Annotated in this window: 20 protein-coding genes; 10 read left to right on the plus strand and 10 right to left on the minus strand. The window is 74.1% G+C overall.

Going from position 1 to position 21,703, the window contains the following annotated elements; translation table 11 throughout:
• From ACXJKG_RS06115 to ACXJKG_RS06130, 4 genes are all read right to left on the minus strand, one after another.
• The coding region (locus ACXJKG_RS06115) for an AAA family ATPase (RefSeq protein ID WP_456844861.1) at nucleotides 1-2,340 on the minus strand (2,340 nt) is incomplete at its 3' end.
• A 21-nt stretch (nucleotides 2,341-2,361) separates the two neighbouring features.
• Entirely contained in the window at nucleotides 2,362-3,726 is a 1,365-nt protein-coding gene (locus ACXJKG_RS06120) for a DNA polymerase IV (protein ID WP_456844862.1), read from the minus strand.
• Between the two features lie 84 nt (nucleotides 3,727-3,810).
• Nucleotides 3,811-4,455 (minus strand): alpha/beta fold hydrolase, encoded by a 645-nt coding sequence (locus tag ACXJKG_RS06125; RefSeq protein WP_456844863.1) that lies wholly within the window; start codon nucleotides 4,453-4,455, stop codon nucleotides 3,811-3,813.
• Nucleotides 4,456-4,570: 115 nt separating this feature from the next.
• Nucleotides 4,571-5,368, minus strand: coding sequence for a matrixin family metalloprotease (locus tag ACXJKG_RS06130; protein ID WP_456844864.1), 798 nt, complete (start codon nucleotides 5,366-5,368; stop codon nucleotides 4,571-4,573).
• A 243-nt stretch (nucleotides 5,369-5,611) separates the two neighbouring features.
• Between ACXJKG_RS06130 and ACXJKG_RS06135 the strand changes: the two genes are divergently transcribed.
• Nucleotides 5,612-6,514: an aminoglycoside phosphotransferase family protein gene (locus tag ACXJKG_RS06135; protein ID WP_456844865.1), complete on the plus strand. Its 903-nt coding sequence runs from the start codon at nucleotides 5,612-5,614 to the stop codon at nucleotides 6,512-6,514.
• Here the strand turns inward: ACXJKG_RS06135 and ACXJKG_RS06140 are convergent, their stop codons facing one another.
• Entirely contained in the window at nucleotides 6,515-6,973 is a 459-nt protein-coding gene (locus ACXJKG_RS06140; protein ID WP_456844866.1) for an Lrp/AsnC family transcriptional regulator, read from the minus strand.
• A gap of 169 nt (nucleotides 6,974-7,142) precedes the next feature.
• Here ACXJKG_RS06140 and ald point away from each other — a divergent pair, with 169 nt between their 5' ends.
• The 4 genes from ald to ACXJKG_RS06160 are packed head-to-tail and all read left to right on the plus strand — an operon-like array spanning nucleotide 7,143 to nucleotide 12,782.
• A complete protein-coding gene (ald, locus tag ACXJKG_RS06145; protein ID WP_456844867.1) occupies nucleotides 7,143-8,261 on the plus strand; it encodes an alanine dehydrogenase in 1,119 nt (372 codons plus the stop codon).
• Nucleotides 8,262-8,270: 9 nt separating this feature from the next.
• Nucleotides 8,271-9,275 carry an NAD-dependent epimerase/dehydratase family protein gene (locus tag ACXJKG_RS06150; RefSeq protein WP_456844868.1) on the plus strand — a complete coding sequence of 335 codons (1,005 nt, stop codon included), beginning with the start codon at nucleotides 8,271-8,273 and terminating at the stop codon, nucleotides 9,273-9,275.
• A gap of 37 nt (nucleotides 9,276-9,312) precedes the next feature.
• On the plus strand, nucleotides 9,313-11,397 hold the full coding sequence (locus ACXJKG_RS06155) for a M3 family metallopeptidase (RefSeq protein WP_456844869.1): 2,085 nt from the start codon (nucleotides 9,313-9,315) through the stop codon (nucleotides 11,395-11,397).
• Nucleotides 11,398-11,435: 38 nt separating this feature from the next.
• On the plus strand, nucleotides 11,436-12,782 hold the full coding sequence (locus tag ACXJKG_RS06160; protein WP_456844870.1) for a M20/M25/M40 family metallo-hydrolase: 1,347 nt from the start codon (nucleotides 11,436-11,438) through the stop codon (nucleotides 12,780-12,782).
• 3 nt (nucleotides 12,783-12,785) lie between these two features.
• Here the strand turns inward: ACXJKG_RS06160 and ACXJKG_RS06165 are convergent, their stop codons facing one another.
• Nucleotides 12,786-13,040, minus strand: a complete 255-nt coding sequence (locus ACXJKG_RS06165; protein ID WP_456844871.1) for a DUF5703 family protein — start codon at nucleotides 13,038-13,040, stop codon at nucleotides 12,786-12,788.
• 101 nt (nucleotides 13,041-13,141) lie between these two features.
• On the opposite strand from ACXJKG_RS06165, the gene ACXJKG_RS06170 reads away from it, so the two are divergent.
• Nucleotides 13,142-13,438: a primosomal protein gene (locus ACXJKG_RS06170; RefSeq protein WP_456844872.1), complete on the plus strand. Its 297-nt coding sequence runs from the start codon at nucleotides 13,142-13,144 to the stop codon at nucleotides 13,436-13,438.
• On the opposite strand, the gene ACXJKG_RS06175 is transcribed toward ACXJKG_RS06170, so the two are convergent.
• On the minus strand, nucleotides 13,435-14,394 hold the full coding sequence (locus ACXJKG_RS06175) for an aldo/keto reductase (RefSeq protein ID WP_456844873.1): 960 nt from the start codon (nucleotides 14,392-14,394) through the stop codon (nucleotides 13,435-13,437). The genes ACXJKG_RS06170 and ACXJKG_RS06175 overlap by 4 nt on opposite strands.
• Before the next feature lie 78 nt (nucleotides 14,395-14,472).
• On the opposite strand from ACXJKG_RS06175, the gene ACXJKG_RS06180 reads away from it, so the two are divergent.
• Nucleotides 14,473-15,363 carry an undecaprenyl-diphosphate phosphatase gene (locus ACXJKG_RS06180; RefSeq protein WP_456844885.1) on the plus strand — a complete coding sequence of 297 codons (891 nt, stop codon included), beginning with the start codon at nucleotides 14,473-14,475 and terminating at the stop codon, nucleotides 15,361-15,363.
• Nucleotides 15,364-15,376: 13 nt separating this feature from the next.
• Here ACXJKG_RS06180 and ACXJKG_RS06185 read toward each other — a convergent pair whose 3' ends face one another.
• Nucleotides 15,377-16,381 carry a CorA family divalent cation transporter gene (locus ACXJKG_RS06185; RefSeq protein WP_456844874.1) on the minus strand — a complete coding sequence of 335 codons (1,005 nt, stop codon included), beginning with the start codon at nucleotides 16,379-16,381 and terminating at the stop codon, nucleotides 15,377-15,379.
• A 56-nt stretch (nucleotides 16,382-16,437) separates the two neighbouring features.
• Here ACXJKG_RS06185 and mshC point away from each other — a divergent pair, with 56 nt between their 5' ends.
• Nucleotides 16,438-17,697, plus strand: a complete 1,260-nt coding sequence (gene mshC, locus ACXJKG_RS06190; RefSeq protein ID WP_456844875.1) for a cysteine--1-D-myo-inosityl 2-amino-2-deoxy-alpha-D-glucopyranoside ligase — start codon at nucleotides 16,438-16,440, stop codon at nucleotides 17,695-17,697.
• Nucleotides 17,698-17,867: 170 nt separating this feature from the next.
• Here mshC and ACXJKG_RS06195 read toward each other — a convergent pair whose 3' ends face one another.
• On the minus strand, nucleotides 17,868-18,725 hold the full coding sequence (locus tag ACXJKG_RS06195; RefSeq protein WP_456844876.1) for a PAC2 family protein: 858 nt from the start codon (nucleotides 18,723-18,725) through the stop codon (nucleotides 17,868-17,870).
• Nucleotides 18,726-18,817: 92 nt separating this feature from the next.
• On the opposite strand from ACXJKG_RS06195, the gene ACXJKG_RS06200 reads away from it, so the two are divergent.
• Entirely contained in the window at nucleotides 18,818-19,510 is a 693-nt protein-coding gene (locus ACXJKG_RS06200) for an HAD family hydrolase (RefSeq protein ID WP_456844877.1), read from the plus strand.
• Between the two features lie 18 nt (nucleotides 19,511-19,528).
• On the opposite strand, the gene ACXJKG_RS06205 is transcribed toward ACXJKG_RS06200, so the two are convergent.
• Entirely contained in the window at nucleotides 19,529-20,398 is an 870-nt protein-coding gene (locus ACXJKG_RS06205; RefSeq protein ID WP_456844886.1) for a RecB family exonuclease, read from the minus strand.
• Between the two features lie 164 nt (nucleotides 20,399-20,562).
• Between ACXJKG_RS06205 and ACXJKG_RS06210 the strand changes: the two genes are divergently transcribed.
• On the plus strand, nucleotides 20,563-21,696 hold the full coding sequence (locus ACXJKG_RS06210) for a site-2 protease family protein (RefSeq protein WP_456844878.1): 1,134 nt from the start codon (nucleotides 20,563-20,565) through the stop codon (nucleotides 21,694-21,696).
• The last annotated feature ends 7 nt before the right edge of the window (nucleotides 21,697-21,703 follow it).

Consider the following 21,703-nt stretch of genomic DNA (forward strand, 5'->3'; position numbering starts at 1 on the left):
ACGCAGCCCGGCGTGCTGATGGGCGACGGATGCCTGGGCCGCCGCATCGGCCGCGGCGAGCCTGTCGCCGAGCTGCTCGAGCAGCTCGGACGTCGCGCGCAGCCCGGCGCCGTCGTCAGCCGCCAGCGCGGCGCCGTGGGAGGCGGCCGCCCTCGCGCTCGGCGCGTCGACCGATGCAGCGAGGGTGGCCAGCCGGTCGGCGACACCGCGGTCGCCGAAGCGTGCGGCGGTGTGCAGGGCGAGCACCTCGACGGCGGCCTGGTCGTTGTGCCGCGCGAGGTCGGCCGCCTCCCGCGCCAGACGGGCTGCCGCGGACGTCGCTCCCTGGGCGGCGGTCACCCACCCGTGGGCGAGGACGAGCTGGGGAGCCGCGTGGGCGAACGACGGATGGGGAACGGGGCCGAGCTTCTCGAGCATCTCGGCGGCTGCGACGTGCCGGCCGGACGACGCGAGGGTCCGGGTGAGGTCGAGGCGCGACATGAACGACCAGCCGGCGGTGTCATGGGCATCGTCGAAGCTCTGGTCCGCGATCGACAGGAGGCGCATCGCTTCGTGGAGGTCACCGCGCCCGAGAGCGCAGTGCCCGAGGAGGGTCGCCACGAGCGGCCACGTGCTGGGAGCCAGGTCCTCGCTCTGCGCCGCGAGGTCGGCCGCAACCGCCTGCGCGGCCTCGAGGTGGCCCGCGAGAACGAGCGCGCCGACGTGCCCCCGTCCGAGTGCGAAGCGCAGCATCGCCGCGTCGACCGACTGCCGTGCGATGGCGTATCCGCGGTCGGCCGCGGCGACGCAGCTGTCGACGGCGCCCTGGTCGCCGTGCGCGATCGTCTCGCCCCAGGCCGCGAGCATCGCCGGAAGGCCCAAAGGGAGTCCGGCGGCGGCCGCACGCCCGGCGGCGTCCAGCGCGTCGCGTGGTCGGCCGAGCGTCGCGTGCACGAGCGCCCACGTCGCTGCCACCACGCCCGCGCCCACGGCGTCTCCGATCGCGCCGTCGGCCTGGCCGAGCACCTCCTCGGCGGCTGCGGGCTGGCCCAGATCGAAGAAGAGGTTGGCTGCGCGGACCATGGCGACGAGGGCGCGCTCGCTCGGGTCGGCGTGATCGAGCGGGATCGTCACGAGCAGGTCCCTGGCCTCCTCCCCGCGGCTCATGAGCGACAGCGCGAGGGCGCGCGCCAGGTGCGCCGCCGTCGTACCGCCCGACGCGACCGACGCCGCGGCCAGGCGCTCCGCCAGCGGTAGGTCCATGCGACGGAACGCGACCCGGGCGCCGTCGAGGAACAGCCCGGGGTCGGGTGCGATGTCCGAGTCGACGGTGAGGACGGCTCGGCGGAGGAGCTCGTCGTCCGTGCCCGTCGCGTCAGCATGGGCGAGGGCAGCGGCGATCGCGCCGCGCAGGCGCTCCGCCCGCAGCACGCCCATGCGCGCACGGCGCACCTCTCCGTAGAGCGGGTGGGCGAGGCGCGCCGCCCGGCCGTCCGCTGAGACAGTCACCAGACCTGCGGACTCGGCCTGCTCGACCGCTCCGTCGTCCGTCAGCAGGCGCAGCAGGCGGAGCGGCAGGGGTTCCGCGACAGCGAGGTGGTCGACCACGTCGGCGATCGGCGCCGCGAGCCGGCCGATCTGTGCCGACACGAGCTCGGCCAGGCTCGTCGACACCACGGCGTCGCCACTCCAGAACCATGTCCCGGCCACCTCGCGCAGCCGGCCGGCGGCGCGCTCGTCATCGACGAGCCGCCGCAGGTACAGCATGTTCCCGCCGGTCAACGCCCAGATCCGTCGGGCTCCCAGCCGGTCCATGGGTGCGCCGAGGACCTCCGACATGACGGTCGCGGTCTCCTCCGCGGTCAGTGCKGGCAGCTCCAGGCGTTCGAGGAGGTTGTCCTTCCAGAGCGCCGTCACGGCCTCGGGCGCCGGCTCGCCGACCCTGACGGTCAGCAGCACGGACGCGAGCCGACGGTGGACCATCTGGTGGATGACGAAGGCGGACTGGTCGTCGAGCCGGTGCGCATCGTCGACGGCGACGACAGCGGAGCGATCACCGTCGCTTCTCGGCAGCGCGTCGAGGATGGCACGGACCATGTGGATCGGGTCGGGTCCGGGAGAGACGTCGAGCTCGGCGAAGACCCCGAACGGCAGTGACCGTGACGACGTCGTGGCGACGAGCCAGCGGGTGGCGTGACCGTCGAACGACTGGGCGGCGACTGCCTCGGCAGCGAGCCTCGTCTTGCCGACACCCGGGGCGCCGGCGATGACGACACCTCGGCCGCCTCCGGTGCCGCGCAACGCTGACCTGACGCGCTGCAGCTCCTCGGCACGTCCCACCCACGGCCACGCGAGGGTCACCCGAAAATGGTAGCGGGGCGCTCACAGATCAGTCGAAAGTTCCTCCACGGCAAGCGGAGCCACCAGGCGGAGCGGGTCGGCGTCGAGGTCGAGCACCTGCGACCGTGCGGGCGGGGTGTCGACCGACTCGAACCGGACCGTCGCCTCCCGCCCGCGCACGTGCACCACCCAGCCGCGTCCGAGGGTGTCGTGCTCGACGTCCAGACCCGGCCGGGCGTTCTCCGCGGAGAGCAGCCCGCGGGTGGCGGGGGTGTCGTCGGGCTCGTCGAGGGCCGCCGGCGCGGGTTCGTCGTCGCCGTCCCACGGGAACGTCAGCTGGGCGTGCGCGGAGAGGTTGTGGAACGAGACGCCGAGCAGCCGGACCGAGTCGCTGATGCCCGCGGCCCGCGCCGCCTGGTGCGCGGCGGCGCGGAGCTCGGTCGCCTCCGCGGACGGCTGGGCGAGCGTGACCGAGCGGGTCAGCGTGGTGAAGTCGGCGAACCGCACCTTCGCGACGACGGTCCGCGCCCCGCCGCCGTGCGCGGCGAGGCGCCGCAGGGCCTCGTCCGTCACGCGGTCGACGGCCTCGGCGATGCGGTCGGCGCCGAAGATGTCCTCGGCGAAGGTGCGCTCGGCGCCGACGGACTTGCGCTCGCCGCCGGGCGCGACGGGGCGGGGGTCGATGCCCCGGGCCAGCCGGTACAGATTGGCGCCGGAGGACTCGCCCACGGTCATGGTGAGCACGTCGAGCTCCTGGCGACGCAGGTCGGCCACCGTGCGGACGTCGAGGCGCTCCAGGGCGGCGGCCGTCGCGGGACCGATGCCTGGGACGGCGCGCACGGGCAGGGGCAGCAGGAAGTCGTCCTCGTCGGCGGGCTCGACCACGAGCAGCCCGTCGGGCTTGCCGGCGTCCGACGCGAGCTTGGCGATGAGCTTGGTCCGGCCGATGCCGACGGACACCGCGAGGCCGGTGAGCTCGCGGATCCGGGCCCGGACGTCGGTCGCTGCGCCGGCGGGGTCGTCGCCGAACGGGCCCGCCTCGAGATCGACGAACGCCTCGTCGATGCTCAACGGCTCGACCAGCTCGGACAGGGTGCCGAGCGTCGCCATGATGACCCGCGAGTACGCCGAGTACGCCTCGAACCGGGGGAAGAGCACCGCGGCCGCGGGGGTGAGCCGCCGGGCGCGGCTCATCGGCATCGCGGAGCGCGCGCCCGCCTGCCGTGCCTCGTAGGACGCGGTGGAGACGACGCCGCGTGGCCCGGTGCCGCCGACCAGCACGGGCTTGCCCCGCAACGACGGCTTGTCGCGCTGCTCGACGGCCGCGAAGAACGAGTCGGCGTCGGCGTGCAGGACGGTCGCCCGGGTGCGCAGCCGCGAGGCGTCGGCGAGCTGCGCGGGGTCCACGGACCTACTGTGCCCGGGACCAGCGACAGGACGGGCGCCGACACGGGCCGGCGCCCGTCCCGACGTTCAGCCCGGCCGCGAGGTTCAGGCGATGGCGAGGGTCCCGCGGTTCCGCAGCTCGTGCAGGGCATCGAGGAGGATGCGGTTGAACGCGACCGGCGCGTGCGCGTTGACGTCGTGCCCGGCGCGCGGCACGACGGTGAGGCGGGTGCCGGGCCGGGCGTCGAGGTAGCGACGCTCGTCCAGCCGGAGCGGGTCGCGGCTCCCGTTGACCAGCCACACGGGCAGGGCGGTGCGCCGCAGGTCTGCCAGCGGCGAGTACCCGGACATCGCCGCGAGCATGTCGGTGACCACGTGCCAGTCGCCGCCGCCCAGCCGCAGCGCCCGCGTGACCATCCCGGACGCGCGCCGGTACATGCCGAGCGGCTTGCCCTTGATCTCGGTCGAGCAGCCCGCCAGCACGACACCGGCGACCTTGGCCTCGTGCCGGCGCGCGTACGCCAGGCTGGTGTAGCCGCCGAGGGAGAGCCCGACCAGCAGGGGAGGGACGGAGCAGGAGTCGACGGCCTCGTCGATCGCGGCCAGCGCACCCTCGAGGCTGAAGCGCTCGCCGGACCGTCGGCCGTGCCCGGGCAGGTCCAGCGCCACCGTCACGTGACCGGAGCGCTCGAGCGCCTCCACCTGTCGCCGCCAGATGACGGACGACGTACGGGTGCCGTGCACGAGCACGATCGGTCGACGGTGGATGGCGGTCTCCTCGGGTCTGGCTAGGTCCGCCGCGAGGGTATCCGCCCGACCTGGGAGTTCTGTGAGAGAGCGTGCGGCGCCGGTGTGAAGGGTTCGGTCAGACGTTCGGCGCGCACTCGCCGGAGCCCAGCGCCGCGAGGCCGGCGAGGTCGCCGGTGCCGAAGGCCGAGACGCTCGGGTTGGTGGTCGGGTACATCAGCTGCGTCGGGTCGTCGACGTGGTCCAGCCCGACGAGGTGGCCGAACTCGTGGGTGACGATGGCGAGCGCGGTCGTCCGGGTCCCGGGGGCGCCGAGCAGGCCGGCGACGGTCGCGCTGTCCAGGGTGACGGAGCCGGTGACGTACGTCGTGTGCCCGGCGCGGGTCACCGAGGCCGACCCGGCGATCCCGGCGACGTCGCCCGCGAGCTCGGGGGTCTCGACGGCGGTCGACCACGACACGAGGACCGGCGCCCAGCGGCGGCCGTAGGCGCCGGGCTGGTAGGCCGCACGGTCCGCGCTCGGGGGCTCGTGCGTCGCGCCGTCGTCGATGAACTGCAGCCCGGTGGCCGCGGACACGCTGGCGATCGCCGCGCCGATGAACTCGGCCCCGCCCTCAGGTGCTCCGTCGGGCCGGACCACGTAGTGGATCGGTCGGCACGGGCTGTAGGTGACGGGTCCGCTGCCGTCCGGCTGCAGCATCGTGAAGGCGTAGGCACCCGCCGCGGGCACCCCCGCCGGGGGAGCGCCCAGCGGGAGGGTCGACTCCTCGAGCCCGGCCGGCGGCCCGAACGCCGACGAGGTCGACACCCACCAGCGCCCGCCCACCAGCAACGAGCCGGCGAGGGCGAGGACGAGGACGAGGAACCCGATGCGGGGTCCGCGGCGCACGCGGACGGCCGGCCCGAGGAAGCGCACGACCCGGTCCTCGAGAGGTCCGCGAGGGCGCGGCAGCATCGGGGGGAACGGCTCGCCGCCGCGCGCGTCGACCCAGGGATTGAGTCCCTGCTGGTCCCCAGCGCTCACCCCGGGTGCCTCCCTGTCCGCTGCTCGTCGGTGGGCGCAGGATCGCACACACGGGTGTCGTGCGCGTGGGTCGACCGGGGGCGTGACTCGCCCCGTTCACCCGCGAGGCGCAGTGGGCCTCGYTAGCCTCGCTGCGTGCCGGTTCCCGAGATCCCCGCGATCCTGCGCGACGGCGTGGGCCGCACGCCCGCGGGTCGCGAGTGGATCGGGCGGCTGCCCGCGCTGGTCGAGCGGGCCGCCCGGCGCTGGGCCCTGACCGTCGGCGAGCCCTTCACCAGCGGCGCGGCGTCGTGGTGCGCGCCCGCCCTGCGCGCGGACGGGTCGCCCGCGGTGCTCAAGGTCTCCTTCCCGCACGACGAGGCGCGCGACGAGGCGGCCGCGCTGCGCGCCTGGCACGGGCACGGTGCCCCCGAGCTGCTCGGCGCGGACGCCGACGACTGGGCGCTGCTCCTGGAGCGTGTCGTGCCGGGCACCCCGTTGGCGGTGGCGCCGGGCTCACCGGCGGGACGCCTGACCGTGGCCTGCGGCGTGCTGCGGTCGTTGTGGGCGTCGGACGCCGACCTGACCGTGCCCGAGATGCGCGACGTCTGCGGGGCGTGGGCGGGGATGCTGGAGCAGCGCGCGGCCCGGCACGACGCCGACCCGGGTCTGGTCGGCGCGGCGGCCGGGCTGCTGCGCACGCTGCCGGGGCCCGGCGGCGTCCTGGTCCACGGCGACCTCAACCCGGGCAACCTCCTGCACGGGGGCGGCGATCGGTGGCTCGCGATCGACCCCAAGCCGATGCGCGGGGACCCGGCCTACGACCTGTGGCCGCTGCTCGAGCAGGTCGACGACCCGTTCGCGCACGCCGACCCGGTCCGGGTGCTGCGGGAACGCGTGCGCCTCGTGGAGGGCGAGCTCGCCGTCGACCGCGTCGCCGCGTGGGGGCTCGCACGCTGCACCGAGTCGGCGCTGTGGATCTGGGACGTGCTGGGCGACGAGGACGCGGCCAGGCGTTCCCTGGAGCAGGCCGCGGTGTGGGCGCGCATGGCCGGCTGATCAGATCGAGGCCGTGCCGGGGGCGTGCACGTGCTCGAAGACCAGGCTCGTCTGCGTGTGGGCCACCTCGGGGCGGGTGCTGAGGTGCTCGAGCACGAACGCCCGCAGCTCCCGGGAGTCACGGACCGCGACGTGCACGAGGACGTCGTCGACACCCGCGAGCAGGTAGACGTCGCGCACCTCGGGGCGCTGGACGAGCCGGTGCGCCACCTCAGCCAGCCGGGCGCGGGCGGCCGCCTGGAGCCGCACCGCGATCATCGCCTGCAGGCCGCGCCCGACGGCCTCGGGGTCCACCTGGGCGTGGAAGCCGCGGAGCACGCCGGACTCGCGCAGGGCGCGGACCCGGGCGTGGCAGGTGGACGGCGCGATGCCCGCCGCGGCCGCCAGCTCCTTGTTGGAGATGCGTCCGTCGCGCTCGAGCTCGCTGAGCAGACGCCGGTCCACGTCATCGAGCTCCACGGCGCCGAACGTCGTTCGGCGTGCTCCGATGGAGGGCGCTTTCGACGAATCCTGAACTGACATGGGCAGAATCTAGCGAATCATCGGCGTTCGTCATCCGTTTGCAACACAGGAAGTTCAGAATGCAGTGAATMTGCTGGCTGACACGACACCCCGGACGGAGCCCATCATGAAGGTCGGCATCCCCAGCGAGGTCAAGAACCGCGAGTACCGCGTCGCCCTCACGCCCGCGGGAGTGCACCAGCTCGTGTCCTCGGGCCACGAGGTGCTCGTGCAGGCGGGGGCCGGCGACGGCTCGGCCATCACGGACCTGCAGTACGCCGCCGCGGGCGCGCAGATCGTCGAGGACGCCGCCGACGTCTGGGCGCGCGCGGACCTCGTCTGCAAGGTCAAGGRGCCCGTGCCGTCCGAGTACGGCTACCYGCGCGACGACCTCGTGCTCTTCACGTACCTGCACCTGGCCGCCGACCGCCCCGCGACGGACGCGCTCCTGGCCGCCGGCACCACGTCGATCGCCTACGAGACCGTGCAGCTGCCGGACGGGTCCCTCCCGCTGCTGGCGCCCATGAGCGAGGTGGCGGGTCGGCTGTCCACCCAGGTGGGCGCGTACCACCTGATGAAGAACGAGGGCGGCTCGGGCGTGCTCCTCGGCGGCGTGCCGGGTGTCGACGCCGCCAAGGTCGTCGTGCTCGGCGGGGGTGTGGTCGGTCGGCACGCGGCGGAGATCGCCGTGGGCATGCGCGCCGACGTCGCCGTGCTCGACCTGTCGATGCCGCGGCTCCGGGACACCGACTCGGCGTTCGGCGGGCGGGTCCGCACCGTCGCGTCCAGCGCCTACGCCATCGAGCGCGAGCTCCTCGACGCGGACCTGGTGATCGGCGCCGTGCTGGTCCCCGGAGCCCGCGCCCCCCGGCTGGTCACCAACGAGCTGGTCTCCCGCATGAAGCCCGGGTCCGTGCTCGTGGACGTCGCGGTCGACCAGGGCGGCTGCTTCGAGGACACGCACGCGACCACGCACGACGACCCGACGTACGCGGTGCACGGGTCCGTCTTCTACTGCGTGGCCAACATGCCCGGGGCCGTCCCGGTGACTTCCACGCGCGCGCTGACGAACGTCACGCTGCCCTACCTTGGCGCGCTCGCGGACCGGGGCTGGCACGGTGCGGTCGACGCCGACCCGTCGCTGGGCGCCGGCCTGACCACCCACGCGGGCCGGTTGTACAACGCCGCGGTCGGCCAGGCGCACGGGTACCCGACGTACCAGGACCTGGCGGGCGCGCTCGCGTAGCCTCGGGCCATGGCGACGGCGCTGGTCATCGGCGGCACGGGGCAGATCGGCCGGGCTGTCGTGCCCGCGCTGCTGGGCGACGGCTGGGACGTGCGGGTGCTCGCGCGTCACCCGGCCGACCTGGACGGGGCCGAGGTGCTGGTGGGCGACCGCGCCGACCCGGCCGTGCTCGACGCCGCGCTCAGGTCGGGCGTGGATGTGCTCGTCGACGCCGTCGCGTACGACGACCGGCACGCCGAAGCGCTGGTGGCGCGGGCCGACCGGATCGGCTCGGCGGTCATCGTCTCCAGCGGTGCGGTCTACGTCGACGCCGCCGGGAACGGGTTCGAGACCGACGAGTTCGGCGACTACCCCGTGCCGGTCGACGAGGACCAACCCACCGTCGAGCCCGGCCGCGACAGCTACGCGACGGGCAAGGTCGCCCTCGAGCAGGCGTGGGCGCGGTCGGCGGTCGCGGCGACGATCCTGCGGCCGGGGGCGATCCACGGGCCTCGCAGCCGGCAGGCGCGCGAGTGGACTTTCGTCAAGCGCGCGCTCGACGGCCGCGACGTGCGGGTCCTCGCGTACGACGGGGAGAGCCGGTTCCACTCGACGGCGACGGCGGTGCTCGGCGAGCTGACGCGGCTCGCGGCTGCCCGACCGGGCGACCGGGTGCTGAACGCCGTCGACCCGCGGGCCCTGACCGTCGCCGAGATCTCCGCGACGATCGACGCCGCCATGGGGGTCAGCCCGAGCTACGTGATGCTGCCCGGCGCGCCGGACGGGAACCTCGGCAGCACCCCGTGGACGGTCCCGCACCCGGTCGTCCTCAGCATGCATCGCGCGGGTGTGGAGCTCGGCTACGTCGCGCCCGGCCGGTACGAGCAGACCGTGGGGGCCTGCATCGAGTGGCTCGTCGACGCCGCGTCGCGCGGGGACTGGCGCGAGGCGTTCCCCGGCTTCGTGCGGATGGACCCCGAGGACACCTTCTTCGCCTACGACGAGGAAGACGCCTTCCTCGCCCGCACGTCGTGACGGGCGGACCGCGCACCCGTCGGGGATGATGTCCGCCATGAATCCGACCGACCTGCCTGCCGACAACCCCTTCGGCACGCCGTCCACCCTGCCGTACGGGCTTCCCGACCACGCGAGGATMCGCGAGGAGCACTACCTCCCCGCCCTGCTGGCCGGCATGGCGCAGCATCGCGCGGAGATCGAGGCGATCGCGACCGACCCGGCTGTCCCGACCGTCGAGAACACGCTCGAGGCGTTCGAGCGCTCCGGCCGCCTGCTGCACCGCGCGGCGACCAGCTTCTACAACCAGTCCAGCGCGGACTCCACTCCCGGGCTCGAGGCCGTCGAGGAGGAGGTCGCGCCGCTGTTCGCGGCCCACCACGACGCGATCTACCTGGACGCGCGGCTGTTCGCCCGGGTGGCCGCGCTGCAGGCGGACGTGGACTCGGGGGCGCTCGAGCTCGAGCCCGACACCGCCTGGCTGCTGCACCGCACCCACACGCAGTTCGTGCGCGCGGGCGTGGGGCTGGACGCGGCGGCGCAGGACCGGCTCCGCGCCCTGAACGCCGAGATCGGGAGCCTCGAGACCGCCTTCGGTCGAGACCTGCTGGCGGCGACGAACGCGGCGGGTGTGCTGCTCACCGACGAGGACGAGCTGGACGGGCTGGCCGAGGACGCCCGCGCGGCGGCCCGGAAGGCGGCACAGGACCGCGGGCACGAGCACGGCTGGTTCCTCGAGCTCGTCCTGCCCACCCAGCAGGCGCCGCTGGCGGTGCTGCGGGACCGGGCCGTGCGCGAACGGGTGTTCCGGGCGTCGGTCGGACGCGGCGCGGGCGGCCCGAACGACACCCGGCCCTCCCTCCTGGGTCTGGCCCGCACGCGCGCCGAGCGCGCCCAGCTGCTGGGCTACCCGCACCACGCGGCCTACGTCGCCGAGGACGCGACCGCGAAGACCGCCGAGGCCGTCGCGGACATCCTCGAGCGGCTCGCGCCGGTCGCCGTCGCCAACGCCCGCGCGGAGGGTGCCGACCTGCAGGAGGCGCTCGAGCGCGACGAGCCGGGCGCGACGCTCGAGGCCTGGGACTGGTCGTTCTACGCAGAGCAGGTCAAGAAGGAGCGCCGGTCGCTGGACGACTCGCTCCTGCGCCCGTACCTCGAGCTCGAGCGCGTGCTGGCCGACGGGGTCTTCCGGGCCGCGAACGCCCTCTTCGGGCTGACGTTCGCCGAGCGCCACGACCTCGTGGGCTACCACCCGGACGTGCGCGTGTTCGAGGTGTTCGACGCCGACGGGGCCGGGCTCGGCCTGTTCCTCGGTGACTACTGGACCCGCGAGTCCAAGCGCGGCGGCGCCTGGATGAACAACCTGGTGGACCAGTCGACGCTGTTCGGCGAGCAGCCGGTCGTGGTCAACAACCTCAACATCCCGAAGCCGCCGCCGGGGGAGCCGACGCTGCTCGCGTGGGACGAGGTCATCACAGTGTTCCACGAGTTCGGTCACGCCCTGCACGGTCTGTTCTCGGCCGTGCGCTGGCCCTCGCAGTCCGGCACGGACGTGCCGCGCGACTTCGTCGAGTACCCGTCGCAGGTCAACGAGATGTGGGCGTGGGAGCCGTCGATCGTCCGGGCGTTCGCACGGCACCACGAGACCGGTGACCCGATGCCGGCCGAGTGGGTGGACACCCTGCTCGCCGCCCGTCAGGACGGCGAGGGCTTCGCCACCACGGAGTACCTGTCCGCGGCCCTGCTCGACCAGGCCTGGTACCGGCTCTCTCCCGACGAGGTGCCGACCGACGTCGACGAGGTCGAGGCGTTCGAGGCGGCGGCGCTGCGACGCGCGGGAGTCGACTACGCGCCCGTCCCGCCGCGCTACCGCACCACGTACTTCAACCACGTCTTCGGTGGCGGCTACTCGGCCGGGTACTACTCGTACATCTGGTCCGAGGTCCTCGACGCCGACACGGTCGAGTGGTTCAGGGAGAACGGCGGGCTCGAGCGGGCGAACGGCGACACGTTCCGGGCCCGGCTGCTCTCGCGCGGCGGCTCGCTCGACCCGATGCAGGCGTTCCGTGACCTGCGCGGCCGCGACCCGCTGATCGACCCGCTGCTGGCCCGTCGCGGGCTGCTCGGGGCCGCCACGCACTGAGCCTGAGCGGGGCGTCGGAGGCCGGTACGGTGGAGGGCATGCCCGTCACCCACCCGGCCTCCGGCACGCCCACCAGCACAGTCACCGCCCAGGACGAGGTCGTGCAGATCTGCCGCGACCTCATCCGCTTCGACACCTCGAACTACGGCGACGACTCCGGACCGGGGGAGCGCGCGGCCGCCGAGCACGTGATGGGGCTGCTCACCGAGGTCGGCCTGGACCCCGAGCTGTTCGAGAGCGCACCGGGTCGGGCCAGCGTCGTCGTGCGGCTCGAGGGCTCGGACCGGTCGCGGCCGGCGCTCGTCCTGCACGGCCACCTCGACGTGGTGCCCGCGCGTGCCGACGACTGGACCGTGGACCCGTTCGGCGCCGAGGAGGTCGACGGCCTGGTCTGGGGCCGCGGCGCCGTCGACATGAAGGACATGGACGCGATGATCCTGTCCGTGGTCCGGCAGATGGCCCGCGAGGGGCGCAAGCCGGCGCGGGACGTCGTCGTCGCGATGTTCGCCGACGAGGAGGCGGGCGGCTCCATGGGGGCGCGCTGGGCCGTCGACCACCGGCCGGAGCTGTTCGAGGGCGCCACCGAGGCGATCAGCGAGGTCGGCGGCTTCTCCGTCGACGTCGACGGCCGCCGGGCGTACCTGCTGCAGACCGCGGAGAAGGGCCTGTCCTGGATGCGGCTCATCGCCGACGGTCGCGCCGGCCACGGCAGCCAGGTCAACGCCGACAACGCGGTCACGCACCTGGCCGAGGCCGTCGCCCGGCTCGGCCGGCACCCGTGGCCCCTGCAGCTGACGCCCACCGTGCACGCGCTGCTCGAGGGCGTCGCCCAGCTCACGGGTCTGCCGTTCGACCCGGAGGACCCGGACGGCGTCGACCGGCTCGTCGCCGCGCTGGGCCCCGCCTCGAAGTTCGTCGGCGCCACCCTGCGCCACACCACCAACCCGACGCAGCTGACCGCCGGCTACAAGGCGAACGTCATCCCCGGCTCCGCGGAGGCGACCGTCGACGGCCGGTTCCTGCCGGGCCTCGAGGACCAGTTCGCGCAGACGGTGGCCGACCTCGTGGGCGAGCACGTGCGGATCGAGCGGCTGCACCACGACACGGCGCTCGAGGTCCCGTTCTCGGGCGACCTGGTGGACCGCATGGTCGAGTCGCTGCTGGCGGAGGACCCCGACGCGACCGTGCTGCCGTACACGCTGTCCGGCGGTACCGACAACAAGTCGCTCTCGCGCCTGGGCATCCGCGGCTACGGCTTCGCGCCCCTGCGGCTGCCGGCCGACCTCGACTTCGCGGGCATGTTCCACGGCGTCGACGAGCGCGTGCCGACGGACGCCCTGCGCTTCGGTACCCGCGTGCTGGACCGCCTGCTGCGGACCTGCTGAGCCCTAGTCGGGGAAGCTCGTCTCAGCCAGGGTGCTGCGCACGCGGATGACCTTGCGCCGCAGCCAGACCTTGCGCTCACCACCCGCGAACAGCAGCGTGCGGGAGAGCTCCCAGCGGCCCAGCTCGGCCTGTTCGGTGAGCATCCGGCGCGCCTCGTTCCGCGAGGTCGTGGCGGGTATGCGGAGCACCCGGTACTCGTACTGACCGCCCTGGGCGATCCAGTCCGGGCGCTTCGTCCTCGTCTGTCCATCTGCCATCGACCACCCCGTCCCGCGCGTTGCCGCGCCTACGTCCCGATGCTGGTGCCGAAGAACCTTACGCGCTGCCATTGTGCCTCGCGGGAGGCTACGGTCGTCGCATGACCGTCGACCCGCGTGCCGCGCTGGACCGCCTGATCGCAGCCCTCGAGGCCCACTACACCGCCGTCGCCGCGCCGCACGGCGAGGACGACCCGGCGGTCGACGACGCGTACGACATCCTGGCCGACGCCTTCGAGGTGTACGACGACGCCCTGGGCACCGTGCACGGCGAGGCCACGCCGTTCTACCTCGCCGAAGAGGACGACGACGAGGACGACGAGGACGGCGACGACGTCGACGAGGACGACTACGACGACGCGGACGTCGACGACCTCGCCGACGAGGCCTCCCGCTAGAACCGCTCCGGGTATCCCAGGCTCGGCGCGCTGACCTCGTCGAGCGCCCGCCGCAGCTCCTCCGGGAGCACCAGGTCCTGGGCCGCGATCGACGCCCGAAGCTGGCTGGCCGTGCGCGCCCCGACGATCGCCGACGCGACACCCCGGCTCTGCACCCACGCCAGCGCGACCTCCAGCGGCGTCCGCTCGAGGCCGTCCGCCGCGGTGGCCACGGCCTCGACGATCGTCGCCGAGGCCCGCGCCAGGTAGGGCTCGACGAAGCCGGCGAGGTGCGGCGACGCCGCCCGCGAGTCCGCGGGGATGGTGCGCCGGTACTTGCCGGTGAGCACCCCGCGCCCCAGAGGTGACCAGGCGAGCACCCCGACGCCCATCGCGACGGCGGCGGGCACCACTTCGCGCTCGATCCCGCGCTGCAGCAGCGAGTACTCCGCCTCGACCGCCGTCAGCCCGACCTCGCCCTCGAGCAGGCTCGCCGCACGGGCCACCTGCCACCCGGCGTGGTTGGACAGCCCGACGTACCGGGCGCGCCCGCTGGTGACCGCGAGGCGCAGCGCCGAGACCGTCTCGTCGAGCGGGGTGCGGGGGTCGGGCGTCTGCACCAGCCAGAGGTCGACGTGGTCCGTGCGCAGCCGGCGCAGCGAGCCGTCCAGCGAGGCGAGCAGGCCGCCTCGCGACGCGTCGACCACGCCGCCGTTGCTGGTGCGCCGGATCCCGGCCTTGGTGCAGAGCACCACCTCGTCGCGGGGGACCACGTCGTCGAGCAGCTCGCCCAGCAGCTCCTCCGCGCCGCCGTCGGCGTACGACGCCGACGTGTCGATGAGCGTGCCGCCGGCGTCGGTGAAGTCGCGGAGCTGCTCCGTCGCGTCGTGCTCGTCGGTGTCGCGGCTCCASGTCATCGTGCCGAGCCCGAGCCGGGAGACCCGCAGACCGGTGCGGCCCAGGTGGCGCTGTTCCATGAGGCGCAACACTAATCGGCGCGCGCGTGTCATCTGCGGCAACGCACCCCCGCTATCGTTCCGCTCGTGACGGACGCGATGGGACTGGGTGAAGCGATCCTCTTGGGGCTCGTGCAGGGTCTGACCGAGTTCCTGCCGGTCTCCTCGAGCGCGCACCTGCGCATCGTCGGGGAGCTCATCGGCTCGAGCGATCCCGGGGCGGCGTTCACGGCGATCACGCAGCTGGGCACCGAGACCGCCGTGCTCCTGTACTTCCGACGGGACATCGCGCGGATCCTCACCTCGTGGTGGCGGGCGCTGCGCGGTGACCTGGGCACGGACTGGCGGTCGCGCGCCGGTGCACCGCCCGGGCAGCCGGCCGACCACGACGCCCTCATGGCGTGGTTCATCGCCCTCGGATCACTGCCGATCATCGTGCTCGGCCTCGCGTTCCAGGACGCGATCGAGCAGACGTTCCGCAACCTGTGGCTGATCGCGCTGACGCTCGCCGGCTTCGGCCTGGTGCTCGGCTGGGCCGACAAGCGGGGCGCCAAGCAGCGCGAGCTCACGGAGCTCACCGGTCGGCACGCGGTCCAGTTCGGCTTCTGGCAGGCCCTCGCGCTGRTCCCCGGCGTGTCGCGCTCGGGCGGCACCATCACCGGCGGGCTGCTCATGGGCTACACCCGCAGCGCCGCCGCGCGGTACTCGTTCCTGCTGGCCATCCCCGCGGTGTTCGGGTCGGGGCTGTTCCAGCTGGCCAAGAGCGTGGACGACTTCGGCAAGGGCGGCACACCCGGGTTCGTCCCGACCCTCGTCGCGACCCTCGTCGCGTTCGTCGTCGGCTACCTCGTGATCATCGTGTTCCTGAAGATCGTCTCGACCTTCAGCTACAAGCCGTTCGTCTACTACCGGCTCGGGCTCGCCGCGCTCGTGGTGATCCTGCTGCTCACGGGCGTGCTCGACGCGAACAGCGCCCCCGTCACGCCGTAGCCCGGACCAGGGATCACAGCCAGCCGGACCGCCGGAACAGCCGGTAGAGCGTGAAGCAGACAGCGCCCATCGCGAGGATGGCCAGCGGGTACCCGTAGGTCCAGTCGAGCTCGGGCATGTGCTCGAAGTTCATGCCGTAGATGCTGGCGACGAGGGTCGGCGCCGCGGCGATAGCGGCCCACGACGAGATCTTGCGGACGTCCTCGTTCTGCCGCACGGACACCTGCGACAGGTGGACCGAGAGCATGTCGCTGAGCAGGTCGTCGTAACCGTCGAGGTGCTTGTCGAGGCGGTCCACCCAGGCCTCCGCCCGGCGCAGCCACGGCTGGGACTGGCGCTGGCCGGGTGCCTCCTCGGCCTCGGCGATCAGCTCGGGCAGCACCGACGTGACCGGGCTGAGCGCGCGGCGCGCCTCGGCGATCTCGCGCTTGAGGTCGTAGATCGTCTCGAGCGGGTTGTGGTGCCGGGCGGTGGAGAACACGAGGCGCTCCGCGTCCGCGACGGCGTCGCCCAGGCCGATCTCGACGTCCGACGCCTCCGCGACGAGCGTCAGGACGACGACGGCGAGGACCTGGTGGACGCCCTCGTCGGGCACCGGGAACCCACCGGTCAGCTTGGCCAGGGCGCGGTCGAGGACGCCCGCGCCGCCCAGCTCGGCCATGATCACGACGTCCTTGCCGACGATGCTCGTGAGCGCACCGGTGTGCACGTCGTGCGTCGACTCGACGTAGGACAGCGTGGGCGTGGTCAGGAGGAGCTCCCCGTCCGGCGAGCGGTCGAGTCGGGCGCGCTGGGCGTGGTTCGGGACCGGCGGGTGGGTGCCCGGCATGCGGTGCTCCAGGAGCGCGATCGCCTGCTCGCTGATGCCGTACCGGCGCGCCGCGTCCGTCAGGTCGTCCATCGGGACGATCACCCAGCGCGCCCCTCGGGTGCGGGCGCCCGTCTCGGCGCGCTGCCAGCCGCCCGGCGTCTCCACGCACACTCGCTCGTCGGGCTGGGTCAGGGGCTCGGTGCTCACCTCGGCATTGTGGACCCGCGCGCTGTCAGGTGCCGGGACGCGGTTAGGCTTCCGCCGTGCTCACCTGGCCGCCCCCGTTCATCCCGCAGCTCCCCGGACGTGGCCTCCCGGTCCAGGTGCGCGACTCCTCGACCGACCTGCTGGTCGCCGCCGCCGCCGGACCGGACGCCACGCTGTACGTCTGCGGCATCACCCCGTACGACGCGACGCACCTCGGCCACGCCGCCACCTACGTCGCGTTCGACGTCCTGGGACGCGCGTGGCGGGACTCGGGGTACCGGGTGCGGTACGCCTCGAACGTCACCGACGTCGACGACCCGCTGCTCGAGCGCGCCGCGGCCACGGGCGTCGACTGGCGCGACCTGGCCGCCGAGCAGACCGCCCTGTACGCCGAGGACATGACCGCGCTGGCCGTCATCCCGCCCGACGTGTACTCCGGCGTGGTCGAGGTCATCCCGGCGGTCGTGGAGGCCGTCGAGGTCCTGCTCACGGCCGGCGCCGCCTACCGCGTCCCGACGCCCGACGCCCTCGCCGACGACGGCCTCGGGGACGTCTACGCGGACCTCTCGGCCGACATCGACTTCGGCGCCGTGGCCGGACTCGACGACGACACGATGCGCACGCTCTCCCAGGAGCGTGGCGGCGATCCCGAGCGCCCCGGCAAGCGCGCCCCCCTCGACCCGTTGCTGTGGCGCCGCGAGCGGGCCGGTGAGCCCGCCTGGGACGGCGGATCCCTCGGGCGTGGCCGGCCCGGCTGGCACATCGAGTGCGCCGTCATCGCCCGTGACGCCCTCGGTCTGCCCTTCGACGTCGAGGGYGGCGGCTCGGACCTGCTGTTCCYGCACCACGAGATGAGCACGTCGCACGCCCGTCTGCTCGACGCGGGCCGGGGCGCCCGGGTCCACCTGCACACCGGCATGGTCGGGCTCGACGGCCACAAGATGAGCAAGTCCCGCGGCAACCTCGTGCTGGTCTCCCGCCTGCGCGAGGACGGCGTGGACCCGATGGCCGTGCGGCTGGCCATCCTGGCGCACCGCTACCGCGACGACTGGGACTGGACCGACGACGGCCTGCACGCCGCCCAGGAGCGGCTCGAGCACTGGCGCCGCGCCGTCTCCGGCAACGGTGGCCCCGACGCCGACGCCACCCTCGCCGCCGTGCGCGTCGCACTCGCGGACGACCTCGACACCCCCGCGGCCCTCGCGGCAGTCGACGCCTGGGCCGACCTCGCGCTCGACGGCACTGCCGAGCCCGTCGAGGGTGCCCCCGGGATCATCGGTCGGCTGCTCGACGCGCTGCTGGGCGTCCGCCTCTAGCCGGCCAGACCGCAGCGTCCGCACGTTCGAGCGCCGGGGCGACCGGATGTGCGGACGTCCGGGGTTCTCCTACCGCAGCGTCCGCACGTTCGAGYGCCGGGACGACCGGATGTACGGACGTCCCGGGTCTTCCCACCCCGTTGCGTCCGCACGGGGTCGGGGTGGGTCGGTCAGCCGCCGGTGCCCTTGTCGCGGCGGCGCAGGTAGCGCTCGAACTCCTGGGCGATCGCCTCCCCGCTGGCCTCGGGCAGGTCGGCCGTGTCCTTGGCCTCCTCGAGCTGGTGCACGTACTCGCCGATCTCCGAGTCCTCGGCCGCCAGCTCGTCGACCCCGTGCTGCCACGCGGCGGAGTCGTCGGGCAGCTCGCCCAGCGGGACCGGCTCGCCCAGCAGCTGCTCGATCCGGTGCAGGATCGCGAGGGTGGCCTTAGGGGACGGCGGGTGTGCGACGTAGTGCGGCACGGCTGCCCACAGCGACATCGCCCGCAGGCCTCGGGCCGCGGCCTCGTGCTGCAGGACGCCGACGATGCCGGTAGGCCCCTCGTACGTGTTGGGCTCCAGGCCGAAGATGTCGCGCACGTCCGCGTCCTCGCTGGTCGCGTTGACCGGGATCGGCCGCGTGTGCGGCACGTCCGCCAGCAGGGCACCTACCGTGACGACGGCGTCGACGCCCAGACCCGCCGCGATGTCGAGCAGCTCGGTGCAGTACCGGCGCCAGCGCATCGACGGCTCGATGCCGTGCACGAGGACCACCCGCCGACCGGTCAGCGGGGCCGTGGCGACGGCGACGGCCGTGGTCGGCCACGTGATCTCGCGGCGACCGTCCGGGCCGGGGCCGACGACCGGCCGGTTCACCTGGAAGTCGTGGTACTCCTCCGGGTCGAGCTCGTCCACCTGCTCGGCGTCCCAGACCTCGTGCAGGTGCTCGAGCGCCTGGGTGGCCGCCGACCCGGCGTCGTTCCACCCCTCGAAGGCAGCAAGGAGCACGGTCTCGCGGACGGGGAGGTCGGCCGGCGGGGTCTCGCTCATCGGATCAGCCTAGAGCGCGGGGGAGCGCCCGCCGCGGACGGACCGCCCGCGCGCGTCGGAAGCGGCGCGTCGTCGCCTCGTACGATGGACCGATGCCCCGCACCTCCGCCGACCTCGCCGCGCCGTCTGCCGTCCTCTGGGACATGGACGGCACCCTGATCGACACCGAGCCGTTCTGGATCGCCGCCGAGATCGAGCTGGTCGAGGCGCACGGGGGCGTCTGGACCCACGAGGACGGGCTGTCCCTGGTGGGGAACCCGATGCTGGTCAGCGCGCAGGCGCTGCGGGACCGGGGGGTCGACCTGCCTCCTGAGGAGATCGTCGACTTCCTCAACTCCCGGGTCGCCGCCGGTGTCGCCGCGGGCATCCCGTGGCAGCCCGGCGCCCGCGAGCTGCTCGAGCAGGTGGCCGCCGCGGGGGTGCCGATGGCGCTGGTCACCTCGTCGTTCGCGGTCCTGGCTCAGCCGTTCGCCGCGGCGGTCGGCCTGTTCGACGTCGTGGTCAGCGGCGACGAGGTGAGCCGCCCCAAGCCGGACCCGGAGCCGTACGTGCTGGCGGCCGAGCGCCTCGGGGTCGACGTCGCGACCTGCGTGGCCGTCGAGGACTCCCGGTCGGGCGTCGCGTCGGCCGTGGCCTCGGGTGCGCGGGTGCTCGCCGTCGAGGTGATGCAGGCCGTCGTCGCCCGGCCCGGGCTCAGCAGGGTCTCCACGCTGACCGACCTGACGGTGGACGACCTGACGCGGATCGCGCAGGGGGACGTGCTCGACCGGCTGCACGCGGGCTGACCGTCCCCGGCCGTCCGCTCAGGCGGCGGGGACGACGCCGATCGACCGTTCGACCGCCCCGGCGGGGATCTCCGGCGGCGTCCCGCCGAACGCCGGGCACAGCGACTTGAACGAGCACCAGTCGCACAGCTTCGAGGTCCGCGGACGCCAGTCGCCCGACCGGGCAGCATCCTCGATGCCGGCCCAGATGGACCGCACGCGGGCCTCGATGGTGGCCATCTCCTGCTCGGTGGGCTCGTGCGTGAGGATGACGCCGTCGCCGAGGTACTCGAGCTGGAGGCGCTTGGGCAGCACCCCTCGGGTGCGCCAGATCACGTAGGCGTAGAAGCGCATCTGGAACAGCGCCGAGCTCTCGAACCCGGCGCGCGGGGACCGGCCGGTCTTGTAGTCGACCACCCGGACCCACCCGTTGGGAGCGACGTCGACGCGGTCCACGATGCCCCGCAGCAGGGGACCGCCCTCCTCGAGCTCCGTCGACACCAGGAGCTCGCGCTCCCGCGGCTCGATGCGCGTCGGGTCCTCGAGCGTGAAGTACGTCGCCAGCAGGGCCTCGGCGCTGGTCAGCCACTCGGCCAGGTCGGCCGGCTCCGCGAACATCTCGCCGATGTCCGGGTTGCTCTCGAGCAGCGCGGCCCACTGCTCCGGCAGCAGCCCGTGCGCGGCGGCGAGGGTGCGCTCGGTGGCAGGGAGGTCGAAGAGGTGCTCGAGCACGGCGTGCACGAGCGTGCCGCGGGCCGCGGCCGAGCTGGGCGGCTCGGGCAGGCGGTCGATCACGCGGAACCGGAAGAGCTGGGGGCACTGCAGGAAGTCGTTGGCGCGGGACGGCGACAGCCCGGGGCGCGACGGCGGGCGCGGCKACGCGGCCTCCTCGACGGCCGCCTCGACCAGCTCCTCGACGGCGTCGTCGGCACCCGCCACGGCGTCGGGCGCGGGGTCGGGGGCGGCGTCGGAGGCGTCTTGGTCGAGGTGCTGCACGGTCACGGGTCGAGCGTAGGCGCCGCCACCGACAGACCGGCCCGTCGACCCACCGACCCGACACCTACGCTGGACCGGTGAGCACCCCGCGACCCCCGGCACGACGGACGTCCGGCTGGGTGATCGGCCGGGTGGTCGGCGCCCCGATCATCCTGGCGCCCAGCTGGCTGATCGCCGCCGTCGTGCTCACGCTCATCTTCGCGCCGAGCGTGCGCGCGCGGTCGGAGAACCTCGGGGCGCTCGTCTACCTGGTGGCGCTCGGGTTCGTCGTCCTGCTGTTCGCCTCCGTTCTCGTGCACGAGCTCGCCCACGGGCTGATGGCCCGGGCGCGCGGGCAGCAGCCGCGGGAGTTCGTCCTCACGCTCTGGGGCGGGCACACGGCCTTCGGCGGCGCGACGCCGACCCCGGCCAGCAGCGCGCTCATCGCCGTCGTCGGCCCTCTCGCGAACCTCGTGCTCGCGGCTGGCTTCTACGCGCTGGCGCGGCCGACGGACGCGGTGAGCCTCGTCGGCCTGCTGCTGTGGTCCGGCTGCGTCACCAACGCGTTCGTCGGGCTGTTCAACCTGGTCCCCGGCCTTCCGCTCGACGGCGGGTACCTGCTCGAGGCTGCCGTGTGGGCGGTGACCAAGAACCGGCACACGGGGACCGTCGCGGCCGGCTGGGTCGGGCGCGGCGTGGCGGTCGCGTTCTTCGCGTGGGCGCTGGTCCTGCCGTTGATGCAGGGCCGCCAGCCGAGCCTGCCCGACGTGGTCTGGGCGGCCCTCATCGGCGCGTTCCTGTGGTCGGGGGCGTCCGCGGCGGTGCGCGGAGGGCGGTCGCAGAAGGCTGTCGGGCAGCTCACGGTGGCGTCCGTCGGCCGGCGGGCGGTGGGCGTCGGGTACACGGAGTCGATCGCGCACGCCGGCGCTCTTGCGGCGGCAGCGGGGGCCGACGAGGTCGTCATCCTGTCTCCGGACGGCCGACCCTCGGCCTACGTCGACCGCGCCGCGGCGGCCTCGGTCCCCGCCGACGTCGCCGGGACCACCGCCGTGACCAGCGTGGCCGTCCCGCTGCCCGTCGGCGCGGTCGTCGACGGCACGCTCGCCGGGCAGGACCTGGTCACGGCCGTCGGGCGTGCCACGGAGCACTCGCCCGTCGTGGCGGCGGTCGTGGACGGTCGCGTGGTCGGCCTGATCCGCGCGATGGACGTCGTGGCCGCCATCCGCTCCTAGACTCGGG

The sequence above is a fragment of the Cellulomonas sp. P5_C6 genome (assembly GCF_054049635.1).

Coding starts and splice junctions, on each gene's coding strand:
- ACXJKG_RS06150 (WP_456844868.1), top strand. CDS start 8,271: ATGGCGACGGCGCTGGTCATCGGCGGCACGGGGCAGATCGGCCGGGCT.
- ACXJKG_RS06160 (WP_456844870.1), top strand. CDS start 11,436: ATGCCCGTCACCCACCCGGCCTCCGGCACGCCCACCAGCACAGTCACC.
- ACXJKG_RS06165 (WP_456844871.1), bottom strand. CDS start 13,040: ATGGCAGATGGACAGACGAGGACGAAGCGCCCGGACTGGATCGCCCAG.
- ACXJKG_RS06170 (WP_456844872.1), top strand. CDS start 13,142: ATGACCGTCGACCCGCGTGCCGCGCTGGACCGCCTGATCGCAGCCCTC.
- ACXJKG_RS06195 (WP_456844876.1), bottom strand. CDS start 18,725: ATGAGCGAGACCCCGCCGGCCGACCTCCCCGTCCGCGAGACCGTGCTC.
- ACXJKG_RS06200 (WP_456844877.1), top strand. CDS start 18,818: ATGCCCCGCACCTCCGCCGACCTCGCCGCGCCGTCTGCCGTCCTCTGG.